Consider the following 12,813-nt stretch of genomic DNA (forward strand, 5'->3'; position numbering starts at 1 on the left):
CTAAATGATTCGGAACGGTCGGAAAGGATGATAGGCAATGATTGAGGTTTACGGTCACGGCGGGGACAGGGAGACGGCTGCGGCGACATTCGGCGGGGCGGCTGCGGATTTTGTAGATTTTAGCGCAAATATTAATCCGCTGGGTCCGCCACCGGAGGTGCTTGAGGTGCTGCAAAGTGCGTTGGACACTGTGGTTCGCTATCCAGATCCCGGGCACCGGAATTTTAAAAATATGCTGGCGCGGCGACTGCATGTTCCACCAGAGTCGCTGAGTATCGGAAACGGCGCGGCTGAGAGCATGGCGTTGCTGTTACTGGGACTGGCTCCCAAGCGTGTAGGCACAGTGGAGCCGTGCTTTTCGGAATATGCCGAGCTGGCGGGTAAATTCGGAGCCGAGGTAAGCCGGGTGTACGGCAAGGCCTCGCTTCAATGGAAGGCGGACGTGGAAGACATACTTCAGCTCATGGAGCAGGTGGATGTTCTGTTCCTCGGTCAGCCGAATAATCCGAACGGTGTACAATACGGCGATCAGGAGCTGCGGGAGCTGGCAGAGGCAGCGGGGAAAATGGGCACCGTGCTGGTGGTGGATGAAGCGTTTATTGATTTTATCCCGCTAGAGCGGCAAATTTCACTGCTGCCTGTGCTGGATCGGTATCCCCATGTGATTTTGATCCGGTCGATGACGAAATTTTATGCCATTCCAGGCTTGCGCTTGGGCTACGCGGTTGCTCATCCGGATTATATCCGGCGAATGACGGCCAAGCAGGTAACCTGGAGCGTGAACGGACTGGCGTTGCTGGCTGGTGAGGCATGTTTGCGAAGCGGTGAGGCGTATGAGCGCCGCACGCAGGAGCTGATTGCTACGGAGCGTAGTCGTCTGCTGACCGCTTTGGCGGAATGGGGCTGCGGTGTCATCCCCGGTGAAGCGAATTACGTGCTGGCACGGGCGCCGGGGACGTGGAGTGCATCGGCCATTCAACAGGCGCTTGGACAGCGCGGGATTCTTATACGAAGCTGTGCCATGTACCCGGGGCTGACGACGAGCCATTTTCGAATTGCGGTCAAGGACGCGGAAGCCAACGGCACGCTGCTGTCGGTATTGGGCGAAGTGCTGGAGGAGGAACGGCGGCGTGATAGTTAGCTTGATCATAATGGCTGCATATCTTCTGGACAGGCTGATCGGCGATCCGAGGTGGTTGCCACATCCGGTCATCGGCATGGGACATGCCATTTCTGCCTTGGAAAAGGCGATTCGCCGCCGGGTTCACAGTGACCGTGGTTTGAAACGCGCTGGCTTGCTGCTGCCACTAATTGTGGTGGGCGGCTCCTTCGCGCTTGCCTGGGCGCTACTGCGCTGGTTTGCCTGGATTCATCCGTGGCTGTCTATCGGCGCGGAAATGGTGCTGATCGCCACCACGATTGCTTCCAAAGGACTAAAGGACGCGGGAATGGCAGTCTATCGGGAATTGAAGGCGGGTGACCTGCCTGCGGCACGCCGGGAGTTGGGGATGATCGTTGGGCGGGATACGCAGCAGCTTGATGAGCCTGAGATTGTACGCGGTACCGTCGAAACAGTGGCTGAAAATATCGTGGACGCGATTATTTCCCCGCTTTTTTATGCCCTGATCGGGGGAGCACCCTTAGCTCTTGCTTATCGTGCCGTGAATACCCTCGATTCCATGGTTGGCTACAAAAATGAAAAGTATCTGCATTTGGGCTGGGCCTCGGCACGTCTGGATGATGTCGCTAATTACATCCCGGCACGCCTGACAGCGGGGATGCTGGTAGTAGCGGCGTGGATTTATCGGCATGATGCTGGACGTAGCTGGCGTACGGTAAGGCGAGATGCGCGGCTGCATCCCAGTCCGAACAGTGGTTTTCCAGAATCAGCAGTTGCGGGTGCGTTGGGAATTCGCCTCGGGGGCTATAATGTATATCATGGCGTGCGCTCCTTCCGTGCATATATGGGAGAGCAGGTACGACAGATGGAGCCGGATGATATCCGACATACGATCCGGCTGATGTTTGCCGTGTCCAGCATGTTTGCGGGATTGTGTCTGTTCGTGTCCGCCGGATGCTATGCATTGGGGTGGACGCAGTGATGAAGCGTGACGCACCGAACACTGGGAATAGAGCAGGAAGTGAGATGACCTTGAAGCATGATTTTACAGAAAACCCGCCATGGGATTTGGAGCTTGTGCTGGTACGTCACGGCACAACCTTATGGAACAGGGAACGTCGATATCTGGGGCACTCCGATCTGGGCTTGCTACCGGGAGCAGAGCAGGAATTAGAGCCTTTGCGGGAACAATTACAGAGATATTCCTTTGCCCGAATCTATTGCAGTGACTTGATACGTTGTCGTCAGACCTTGCAGATCATTTTGCCAGAATCGGAACTGAAACCAGATAATATGTCTGCTTGGTCTGCCATCATGGAGCCACGTCTGAGAGAGCTTCATTTTGGGGAATGGGATGGAAAAACGTATGATATGCTCAAGGATGAGGCGTTGTACCGCGCGTGGATTGATGAGCCGCAACGGGTTACGCCGCCGGGTGGAGAGCCCTGGAAAGACTTTGTGAACCGCCTTGGTGAATTTCTAGACTCTTTGTATGAGTGGCCTAAAATGATGGAGATTCAGAAAACAGGTTTGTCTGATGCTCCGCCTTCCGTTCTGGTCGTTACGCATGGGGGAGTGATTCGTCAGTTGGCTTGTATGCTGGTGCCGAGGCATGATTTTTGGAGCCTGAATCCGAAGCCGGGAGCGGCCATTACGATTCAGTTGAGGTTGGAGCAAAAGCTGCTTGAAGATTTAACCACTACCCGTTCTACAGCATCGCATCTGGATTTGGTTACAGGGCACAAATTCACCGGATGGTTGGTCGAGCAGACATGATGTTTATAGCTCTTCTCCGCATTCGCTACTCTTGAAAAACCGGGATAAATTAACTACCTATATACTTCTCATAATCACAGACATAGGGCAGGTTAACAGGCGGTTTGGGTTGTAAGCCAGTCTTTTTTAACCTATAATCATCAAGTAAAAGAACGGCTTGACCAGCACTACATCAAATATCCAGCAGACGAGGTCGGCGCAGTGGAATGAAACCCTCGGGTTCTTTCCGGTGCGCTGTTAAAAGGGAAGCCGGTGTAAATCCGGCGCGGTCCCGCCACTGTAAATGGAAAATTGCCAGCCCGCTCTGCTTTATGTGCCACAAGCTTATGAAGGAGCAGCAGGCTGTCGCATGTTTCTGTAAGTCAGGATACCTGCCCGTCCGCCTGTCACCATAGTCCTTCGAGGAAAGGATGACGTGTTCGCAGTGACTGTCCATGCGGAAGAAACTGCCGCCTGCGTACGATCTGCGCTAACGTGACCCCTGTGTCCTTATCTGAGGATGCAGGGGTTTTTTGAAAGGAAAAGAAGGCTGGATTTTGCAGATATCGGATGATGTTCAAGTGACGCTCTTAAAAGAATTTATATGGAGGGGTGTAAATCATGGCAGGGAATAGAATAAAGGTCTGGACTACAGGCTTATTGGCTCTGGTCTTGGCGGTTGTGCTGAGTGCATGTGGAGCTAACGGAAAGAACGCTGAAAATAAAGGGGATCAAGCCTCACAGCAACCGGGACAGACGGCAACCGCTCAGGAGCCTCCGGGCAAAACGGTCTACCCGCTGACCATTAAGGATGCGACCGGGCAGGAGTTTACGTTCAAAAAAGCGCCGGACAAAATCGTTTCCGTCTCCCCGGCTGAAACCGAGGCGCTGTTCGCCATCGGACTGGATAAGGAAATTGTCGGTGTATCGGACTATTCGGATTACCCGGAAGCAGCTACGAAGAAGCCCAAAGTGGGCGGCATAATGAAGCCGAATGAAGAGGCGATCATTGCTGCGAATCCGGAAGTCGTTTTTGCAGGGATATCACTCAGTGAGCAGGCGACAACCAAGCTGCGTGACCTGGGAATTATGATTTTTAAAACCGAGCCGAAAACGGTTGAAGATGTCATGGCTAACATCGAACTATATGGGAAAATTACCGATCATCAGAAAGAAGCGAGAGCGGTAACCGACAAGATGAGAGCCGATGTAGCGGAAGTGAAAAACGGTGTTAAAAATATCGGTAAAGGGCAAAAGCTGAGAGTCTACGTCGAATTTTCACCCGGTTGGACGGTCGGCAAGGGCGAGTTTATGGACGAGCTGATTTCTTTGGCGGGCGGGGAAAATGTCGCTGCAACCCAAAAGGGCTGGTACCAGATCAGTGAGGAAAATATTATTGCGGCCAATCCGGACGTCATTTTATACAGCAAAAATGTCAAGGACGACAAAACAGGCCAGACACTGGGCGATATCATCAAAGCCCGTAGTGGGTGGGATCAAATATCGGCTGTTCGTCTCAACCGGGTGTTTGCGGTGGATGATAATTTGATCAGTCGTCCGGGTCCGCGGGTAACGGAAGGTCTCAAGGAAGTGGCCAAGGGTGTGTATCCTGAAATTTTCAAATGAATCGTAGGCTGATCGGCTTTGGAGGGGCAGGCCTCGCCTTATTGCTGCTGACGCTGCTGCTCTGTCTCGGCATCGGTTCGGCCAAGCTTCCCGTCAGCCAAATCGCGGGTATTCTGGTCAACCATCTGCCGTGGTTAGGTGAGACGGTTACACCGGATTGGAATACATCTACAGAGCAGATTATTTTGAAGGTCAGACTGCCGCGTGTGTTACTGGGTATGCTGGTAGGCGCAGCGCTTGCGCTGGCGGGAGCCGGATTTCAGGGTGTGCTGCGCAATCCGCTTGCTGATCCTTACACGCTGGGGGTATCCTCGGGGGCTTCGGTAGGGGCAGCAGTGCTTATTTATTGGGGGCTTCAATTTTCGTTTGTAGGCGTATGGACACTGCCGCTGGTGGCGTTTACGACCGGAATGCTGACGTTGTGGATGGTGCTGACACTGGCGAGGGAAGGCGGCAAAATTCCGACGCAAAGCCTTATTTTATCGGGTGTGGTGATGCAATCTTTTTTGGGAGCCGTCGTTTCCTTTCTGACAGCCATGTCCAGGGAGACGGTCAATGAAATATTGTACTGGACAATGGGAAGCCTCAGTCTGCGCGGTTGGTCGTATACAGGCATCCTTTTGCCTTATGTGGTCATTGGGCTGGTGTTTCTGTGGAACCGGGCACGAGTGCTGAACATTCTGGCCTTGGGTGAACGTCAGGCGGCTCATATGGGGGTTAATGTAGATGCAACGAAGTTATCTGTTCTGATCATATCCACGCTGCTGACAGCCTCGGCTGTCTCGGTATGCGGAGTGATTGGCTTTGTGGGACTTGTTGTACCGCATATCATCCGTTTGGTGACGGGTCCCGACTATCGGATGATTGTTCCGTTATCCGCGCTGGGCGGGGCTATTTTTATGGCTTGGGCCGATACTGCGGCACGTACGCTACTGGCTCCGACGGAAATTCCGCTTGGTGTCATGACAGCCTTTGTCGGTGCTCCGTTCTTCGCATATCTCCTGTACCGGAACAAGAAGCTGCGCAGGGGGGGATTGCTGTGAAGGAGCTAGGTGGACCACAAAAGCTGCGGGTCCGTGCCTTGGAGATTACCAGTCTGAGTCGTGATTTCGGTGAGTTCCATGCGTTAAAAAATATTAGCTGGAGCATAGACGAAGGAGATTGGTGGGGGATCATCGGTCCGAACGGAAGTGGAAAATCGACGTTGCTGCATCTGCTTTCCGGTGTGGATCACCCGACTTCGGGCAACGTGCTTGTATATGGTAAAAAGGTCAGCAGCTATGGCAGAAAAGAGCTTTCCCGCCTCGTAGCTGTACTCCAGCAGGAAGGGCTTCCCCCGGTCGGTTACACGGTAAGGGAAGTCGTGGAAATGGGGCGATTTCCCCATCAGGACTGGTTTGGCAGAGAAAAGTTGGAAAAGGAAAAAGGGATGGACCCGGGAGTCATCACGGATCGTGTGCTGGAGAGGCTGGGTCTTACCAGCTTGGCGGACAGGCCGTTAGACCGTTTGAGTGGGGGACAGCGGCAGCGCGTGGCTTTGGCGAAGGTGATGGTGCAGGAGCCGCAGATTTTGCTGCTGGATGAGCCTACAACCTATCTGGATCTGCGCTATCAGCTTGAATTTATGGAGCTGCTGGCGGAATGGCGCCGGGAAACAGGTGTGACGATTATATCTGTTCTGCATGATCTCAATTTGACTGCCCAGTTTTGTGATGATTTGCTTGTGCTCAAGGATGGGATGGTTGAGGGGTTAGGAGCTTCATCAGAGCTGTTAACAGAGGAACAAATACGCCATGTGTATGGTGTTGAGCCAGTGATGCTGCCTCACCCGGATAGTGGTGTGCCGCAGCTTTTACTGCGAAGACGTGCAAGGGATGTATCTGGTCAGGGTGAACGACTTGAGTAGCTTGCTTGAGCCAAGTGCTGAAGCAACAGAATTTATGATGAGATCGCTAAACACATATAGGGAGCAGGGAGTGAAGGGCATGAACGAAAAATTACAGCAGTTGATCGCCAGCATTGCACAGCAGGACGGGGCGGCAGCCTTGGCGGCCTCGGAGCATCTGGATCAATTAACGAAGCCACCGGGAAGTCTGGGAAAGCTGGAAAGTCTGGCTATACAGTTGGCAGGCATTACGGGGGTGGACAAGCCTGAGTTTAACCGCAAAACGGTTATGGTCATGGCAGCGGATCATGGTGTGTGTGAAGAGGGGGTCAGCGCCTTCCCGGCTGAGGTTACACAGCAAATGCTGTATAACATGCTGTCCGGTGGCGCGGCAATTAACGTGCTGGCACGTCATGCAGGCGCAGATGTCAAAGTGGTAGACGTGGGTGTGAACGCAGATGTCGCTCATGCGGATCTGGTGAACCGTAAGGTGCGTATGGGTACCGCAAACATGGCGAAGGGGCCGGCGATGCTGCGTACGGAAGCCGAGCAAGCGATTTTGGCTGGAGCTGAAGCCGTGGCGGAAGCAGTCAAAGGCGGCACACGACTGTTCGTAACCGGAGAGCTGGGCATTGGAAATACGACGGCCAGCGCTGCGGTCGTATGTGCTCTTACCGGGCTGGAGCCAGAAATAATCGTCGGCCGGGGCACAGGTGTGGATTCGGCTGGGCTGACCCGTAAAATAGCGGTCGTCTGCCGCGCATTGGACGTGAACCAGCCTGACGGAAACGACGCCCTTGACGTACTGACCAAGGTCGGCGGTCTGGAGATAGCCGCCTTGGCAGGCGTCATCCTCGGCGCAGCCGCTCATCGCTGTCCGGTCGTGCTGGACGGCTTTATCTCGGGCGCTGCTGCGCTGGCTGCGCGTACACTTGCGCCTGCAAGCGCAGCGTATATGCTCGCTTCGCACGCCTCGGACGAGCGCGGGCACGCGGCGGTGCTCCGCGAGCTCAAGCTGGAGCCGATGCTTCATCTGGACATGCGGCTCGGGGAGGGCACAGGCGGTGCGCTTAGCCTGCACCTGATTGATGCGGCGTGCCGCATTATGCGCGAAATGGCGACCTTTGCCGATGCAGGCGTATCGGACGGTCAGGGAGCCGCGCAGCGATGAAGGCGCTCGTGACCGGCGGCGCACGCAGCGGTAAAAGCGGCTTTGCCGAGCGATTGTGCATGTCGCGCGCCCCGCGCGCCTGCTACATTGCAACGGCGCAAGCCTATGACGTGGAGATGAAGGAGCGTATCGCCCTTCATCGGCTCCAGCGCGAGTCTGCCGGGTACGACTGGCAGACGCTGGAGGAAGCGCAGGCGCTGCCGGAGCTGCTGTGGCGCCTGGGCAGCGGCGTAGAGCCACGGCTGGCTGCGCAAGGCGACAAGCCTGCCGACGAAGCCTCCGCGTCGGGGGCATCTGCTGCGTTCTCAGTGGCGCAGCCTGCCGACGCATCGCCAACAGGCGAAGGCCGCAGCGTTTTGCATTCTGCGGCGCGGTCTGCCGCTGCGGAACAGCAGATCGGCAATGGCACTGTCGATCTGCACGCCAGCCAAGCACCGCAGCCAGCGTCCGCACCGATGGTGCTGGTCGACTGCCTGACCTTCTGGCTGTCGAACGTGCTGCTGGCCGCAGGCAAGGACGGCGATGCTGCGGCCCGTGCCGCCATGGATGAACTGGCGATAGCTGTGGAGCAGTATCCGGGGCCACTTGTCATCGTGACCAATGAGGTCGGTGATGGCATTGTGCCCGAGTATCCGCTTGGACGGCTGTATCGGGATTTAAGCGGGGTGATGAATCAGCGGATCGCCCGCCTTTGTGATGAGGTATTTTTGGTGACGGCTGGCATTCCCGTAGAATTAAAACAGTTGGAATACAAGCTATGAGTGGCGAACGTCAGGCGATTGCGGCTGCTTTTCAATTTTTGTCCCGTCTTCCAGTTAAGGCAGAGCTGGATTTTTCGCCAGAGCTGCTAAAACGTAGTGCAAGCTATTATCCGTTGGTAGGGATGGTCATCGGCCTCATCGTATGGTGCTTTGCAGCGCTTGCCTCTCTGGTATTGCCACCGTTGCCATGTGCAGTTCTTACTCTTGCCGTTTGGGTGTGGCTCACGGGTGGACTGCATCTGGACGGCTGGATGGATGCGGCTGATGCTTTATTCAGCTACCGTTCCCGTGAACGGATGCTGGAGATTATGAAGGATAGCCGTGTAGGAGCGATGGGCGTCATTGCTTGTGTGTTGTTGCTTATGCTCAAGGCTTCTTTGCTGTATACGGTGCTGGCTGAACGGGATCTGTCCGGTTTATTGCTGCTTCCGATGGTTTGGAGCCGCTGGTTTATGGTAAGCGCGATGAAGCGCTGGCCGAAAGCTCGTAATGATGATGGACTGGCAGCGCGTTTTGCCGATATGAGTAGCAGACGTGCCGGATTGGCTGTGTTCTGGGCTGTACTCATCACGTTGGGTGCCGCAGCAGGGCAATGTATCATTGCCGGATGGTTCACAGGAACAGGCGGCATGGACATGGACAATACATCTTTTACAGCGTATGGGCATTCAATCTTTTCCCATCCGGGCGAATTAGCCATCTGGACAGGCTTTTTGCTGCTGCCGCTGCTGGCCAATGCTGTTGGAAGCTTCACAGCAAGCCGTATTAACCGCCGTTTGGGTGGACTGACAGGGGATATTTACGGAGCTTTGAACGAATTGCTGGAGACCGTTTTATTGCTGTTTATTGTGATTTTGTGCGGACTGTAAGCAGATTTTTAAATGAATTGGTAAAAGGAGAAGAGGCAATTGTCAACTTTCGAACCGTCCCGCACGAATCCCGCAGCAGTGCTTATGCTTCAGGGCACAGCATCGGATGTGGGCAAAAGCGTGGTGACCACTGCACTGTGCCGTATATTCACGCAGGATGGCTATCATCCCGCACCGTTCAAGTCACAAAATATGGCGCTAAATTCTTATGTCACCGAGGACGGCAAAGAAATTGGACGCGCTCAGGGTGTGCAGGCAGAAGCCTGCGGTATTGAAGCGACGACCGACATGAATCCGATTCTGATCAAGCCGGTCAAGGATATGCATTCACAAATTGTTGTTCACGGTGTGCCTTATGCATATATGAGTGCTTCCGATTATCGAAAGGAATTTTTGCCGCAAGCCAAACAGACGGTCATGGACGCGCTGAATCGGCTGCGTGATACCTATGATATTGTGCTTATGGAAGGGGCAGGCAGTCCGGCAGAAATTAATTTAAAGGACCGCGATATTGTAAATATGAATCTTGCAGGTTGGGCGGACGCTCCAGTGCTGCTTATTTCGGATATCGACCGGGGTGGTGTTTTCGCTTCCCTAGTAGGAACGATTGAGCTGCTAGAGCCGCATGAGGTGCAGCGTATCCGTGGATTTGTCATTAACAAGTTCAGAGGGGATCTGTCCCTGCTTCAGCCGGGATTGGACTGGCTGGAGGAACGAACCGGTATTCCTGTACTCGGCGTGCTGCCCTATCTACCGGATATCCGCATTGAGGCAGAGGATTCTGTGGTGCTGGACAAGAAGCCCAAGCTGTCTGCAAAGGATAAAGCGCTGGACATCGCGGTCATTCGTTATCCGCGTATTTCCAATTTTACAGACACGGATGCTTTGGCCGCAGAGCCGGATGTGAGTGTACGTTATGTCACGGAGGCCGGAGAACTGGGGGTACCTGACGCTATTATTTTACCGGGGACGAAGGACACGATTGGCGATCTGCTTGAATTGCGGACAAGAGGTCTGGAGCAGGACATTCGGGAGGCTATGAACGCGGGACGCACGCAGTTGGTTGGCATTTGTGGAGGCTATCAGATGCTCGGCACAGCCTTGTTTGATCCCGAAGCGGTCGAATCTGGGTTGCCGCAGCAGGCAGAAGGGTTGGGCTGGCTGGCTCTATCCACGACCTTTTTAAAGGAAAAGCAAACGGTACGCGTACAGGGAACCTTGTCTGATCACTGCCCATTGTTGCTAAATGCACCCGATTCGGATTCTGCTCCCACGACGATGATTGAAGGCTATGAAATACATATGGGCGTCACGGAGTGTGTTACGGAACTACACGCGCCTTCAGATGGCACCGAGGGAATGAACCCAATGCACACCTTATTCCATATCCGTCGCGGCGAGGGAACAGCTTTTGAGGAGGGTTGGGGAACAGCGGATGGTAAAGTATGGGGTACCTATTTGCATGGTGTGTTTGATAATGATCGTTTTCGCCGTTCCTGGCTGGATGGATTGAGACAAGCCAAGGGCTTGGCAGGGCTGGATAGCACCTTTACCGTACGTGAAGCCAAGGAACGTGAGTTTGACCGTGTTGCAGAGGTGGTGCGGGCTCATTTGGACATGGACCGAATCTACCGCATTATGGGGATGGACTTTTAACCTTTATAGATGATCGTATAACATCACGCTTTAAAAAAATAAAGAGGTATCTCCACAGCCGTGTTCGTGGCCGCGAGATACCTCTTTCATTGTAGTTCAGCTTACTTGATTTTGAATTTTTGTACGGCTGTTTGCAGTTCGGTCGCTTGTTTGCTTAATTGGCGTACGACCTCGCTGTAGCCTTCCATTTCATTCAGTTGCTCATCGGAATTTAAACCGATTTCCTGAATCATAAGCTTGGCATTGGCAGCGATGAGAGCTGTCTCTTCCACGGAAGCCGATACTTCCTCCGAGCTGGCGGATACCTGCTCCGTTGCTGCGGATACCGTCTGAATCGTCGCGTTGATCGTCTGCATGAGCTGACTTAGCTGATTAAAGGCTGTACTCGCTTGCTGCACCATTTCCGTTCCCGAATGAATTTCACGGCTGACCCGGGTCACAGAGTCAACGGACTGTTGCGATACTTCCTGAATGGTTACCAGGTAATCGGAAATTTGCTGTGTCGCTTCTTTCGACTGCTCGGCGAGCTTCCGAACTTCTCCGGCTACAACGGCGAAGCCGCGTCCATGCTCACCCGCACGGGCAGCCTCAATGGAGGCATTCAGGGACAACATTTGGATCTGCTTCGTAATATCAAAAATAGCTGAAACAATGCTACCAATGGCTTCGGAGCGCTCATTCATACTATGGATGTATCGAAGCGACTCATCGGCAGCCAGTCCTACCTGCGACATTTGGGCAACAGCATTTTGAGCGAGCGTATTACCGTTCACTGTTTCTTCAGTCGCTTCACTGATCTGATCGGATACATCATTGGCAGAGGAGGCGATATGCTGAACACCTTGAGCGATTTCCTCCATAGCCTGTGCATTTTCCGCAGAAGCGGAAGCTATGCTGGTACTGCCCTTTGCCACTTCCTCTGCAGCAACGGTGGAGTCCTGTACTTTTACACCCATGGCTTCAGTTCGGCGAAGCAGCTCGTCCGAGCCTTTTACAACTGCATTGGATGTGGAAAGCACATGACCGATCATTTCTTTCAGATTATGGGACATGGATTGGAAGCTACGGGCAAGCTGCGCAATTTCGTTGTTACCGATAACCTTCGGTTCCTGTGACAGGTCACCTTGAGCAATTTTTTCACTATGACGAACCAGTTCAGCAATAGGCTCTACAACCTTGCGTATGATAAGCGTAGAAATAATTCCTCCCAGCAGGAGTGTTGCAATTGTAATACCTATGCAAATCCATAAAATTTGTTGGGATTTATCCTGCACAAACCCCACATCCTCGTTCACACCCAAGACCAGATTACTACCCGCTATGGCAAAGAAGGCGGTTTTGTGTATTCCGTATGAATCGCTGTAAATATCGCTAACATTCATCTCGCCTTGTTTTGCTTTTTTGATATCCTCCACAGGAACAAGTACATCCTTAACCTTATATACCGATTTTTCATTTCGTGCGACAACTTCGGCCTTATCGTCTTTCACCACTGCGATATATGCCGATTCAAGCTTAAGTGTGTTGACCTTATCCTGAAGATAAGATTCCATCTGCATACCAGACCCGGAATCCGAACCATTTCCTTGCTGTGCCTGAACTGCCAAAGAAATATTAAGATCCTGATACACACTCTTGGCCCCGGTTTCCAGCATTTGATCCACCTGAGGCATGACACTGTTATTAATGATACTCATGGAAACTGCATAAAAACTGACACTGAACAGAAGGGACGCAAAGAGCAGAATCAATAAAATCATAATCCGTAATTTTGCGCCAATGGAACGATTTAAACGCTGCATGAAAAATCTCCTCTCACATGATAACACGTTATGATCTACTTATTTTCCTTTTCTGCTTGAAGAAAAAACTGAAAACGTTCGGATTCTATGTATATTTCAGTTGTATTCAAGGGGCAAGAACAAGAAAGGGAAGCAATTCATGAATTACTAAAAAGTAGGTTAGACCTA

At 53.0% G+C, this 12,813-nt stretch carries 11 protein-coding genes and 1 riboswitch; of the genes, 10 read left to right on the forward strand and 1 reads right to left on the reverse strand.

Features of this window, described 5'->3' with window-relative positions; translation table 11 throughout:
• Positions 1 to 37: 37 nt before the first annotated feature.
• The 10 genes from cobD to C1I60_RS13075 all read left to right on the forward strand — a co-directional run bounded on the left by cobD (position 38) and on the right by C1I60_RS13075 (position 10,843).
• Positions 38 to 1,141, forward strand: coding sequence for a threonine-phosphate decarboxylase CobD (gene cobD, locus C1I60_RS13030; protein ID WP_137062079.1), 1,104 nt, complete (start codon positions 38 to 40; stop codon positions 1,139 to 1,141).
• Positions 1,131 to 2,102, forward strand: coding sequence for an adenosylcobinamide-phosphate synthase CbiB (gene cbiB / locus C1I60_RS13035; protein WP_137062080.1), 972 nt, complete (start codon positions 1,131 to 1,133; stop codon positions 2,100 to 2,102). The genes cobD and cbiB overlap by 11 nt, the downstream gene beginning before the upstream one ends.
• Positions 2,103 to 2,146: 44 nt before the next feature.
• Positions 2,147 to 2,896 carry a histidine phosphatase family protein gene (locus C1I60_RS13040; protein WP_252361713.1) on the forward strand — a complete coding sequence of 250 codons (750 nt, stop codon included), beginning with the start codon at positions 2,147 to 2,149 and terminating at the stop codon, positions 2,894 to 2,896.
• A 200-nt stretch (positions 2,897 to 3,096) separates the two neighbouring features.
• Positions 3,097 to 3,289, forward strand: a riboswitch (cobalamin riboswitch).
• Between the two features lie 207 nt (positions 3,290 to 3,496).
• Positions 3,497 to 4,501 (forward strand): ABC transporter substrate-binding protein, encoded by a 1,005-nt coding sequence (locus C1I60_RS13045; protein ID WP_137062082.1) that lies wholly within the window; start codon positions 3,497 to 3,499, stop codon positions 4,499 to 4,501.
• Entirely contained in the window at positions 4,498 to 5,544 is a 1,047-nt protein-coding gene (locus tag C1I60_RS13050) for a FecCD family ABC transporter permease (RefSeq protein WP_137062083.1), read from the forward strand. Before C1I60_RS13045 ends, C1I60_RS13050 begins: the two co-directional genes overlap by 4 nt.
• Positions 5,541 to 6,407 (forward strand): ABC transporter ATP-binding protein, encoded by an 867-nt coding sequence (locus C1I60_RS13055; protein WP_137062084.1) that lies wholly within the window; start codon positions 5,541 to 5,543, stop codon positions 6,405 to 6,407. The genes C1I60_RS13050 and C1I60_RS13055 overlap by 4 nt, the downstream gene beginning before the upstream one ends.
• A gap of 79 nt (positions 6,408 to 6,486) precedes the next feature.
• Positions 6,487 to 7,557: a nicotinate-nucleotide--dimethylbenzimidazole phosphoribosyltransferase gene (cobT, locus tag C1I60_RS13060; protein WP_137062085.1), complete on the forward strand. Its 1,071-nt coding sequence runs from the start codon at positions 6,487 to 6,489 to the stop codon at positions 7,555 to 7,557.
• Positions 7,554 to 8,318 carry a bifunctional adenosylcobinamide kinase/adenosylcobinamide-phosphate guanylyltransferase gene (locus C1I60_RS26440; RefSeq protein ID WP_137062086.1) on the forward strand — a complete coding sequence of 255 codons (765 nt, stop codon included), beginning with the start codon at positions 7,554 to 7,556 and terminating at the stop codon, positions 8,316 to 8,318. The genes cobT and C1I60_RS26440 overlap by 4 nt, the downstream gene beginning before the upstream one ends.
• Complete coding sequence (gene cobS / locus C1I60_RS13070; RefSeq protein ID WP_137062087.1) at positions 8,315 to 9,187, forward strand: adenosylcobinamide-GDP ribazoletransferase; 873 nt, start codon at positions 8,315 to 8,317, stop codon at positions 9,185 to 9,187. The genes C1I60_RS26440 and cobS overlap by 4 nt, the downstream gene beginning before the upstream one ends.
• 39 nt (positions 9,188 to 9,226) lie before the next feature.
• Complete coding sequence (locus C1I60_RS13075; protein WP_137062088.1) at positions 9,227 to 10,843, forward strand: cobyric acid synthase; 1,617 nt, start codon at positions 9,227 to 9,229, stop codon at positions 10,841 to 10,843.
• Between the two features lie 101 nt (positions 10,844 to 10,944).
• Here the strand turns inward: C1I60_RS13075 and C1I60_RS13080 are convergent, their stop codons facing one another.
• Positions 10,945 to 12,645, reverse strand: a complete 1,701-nt coding sequence (locus C1I60_RS13080) for a methyl-accepting chemotaxis protein (protein ID WP_137062089.1) — start codon at positions 12,643 to 12,645, stop codon at positions 10,945 to 10,947.
• Between the last annotated feature and the right edge of the window lie 168 nt (positions 12,646 to 12,813).

The sequence above is a fragment of the Paenibacillus terrae genome, assembly GCF_005217525.1.
Classification (GTDB): domain Bacteria; phylum Bacillota; class Bacilli; order Paenibacillales; family Paenibacillaceae; genus Paenibacillus; species Paenibacillus terrae_C.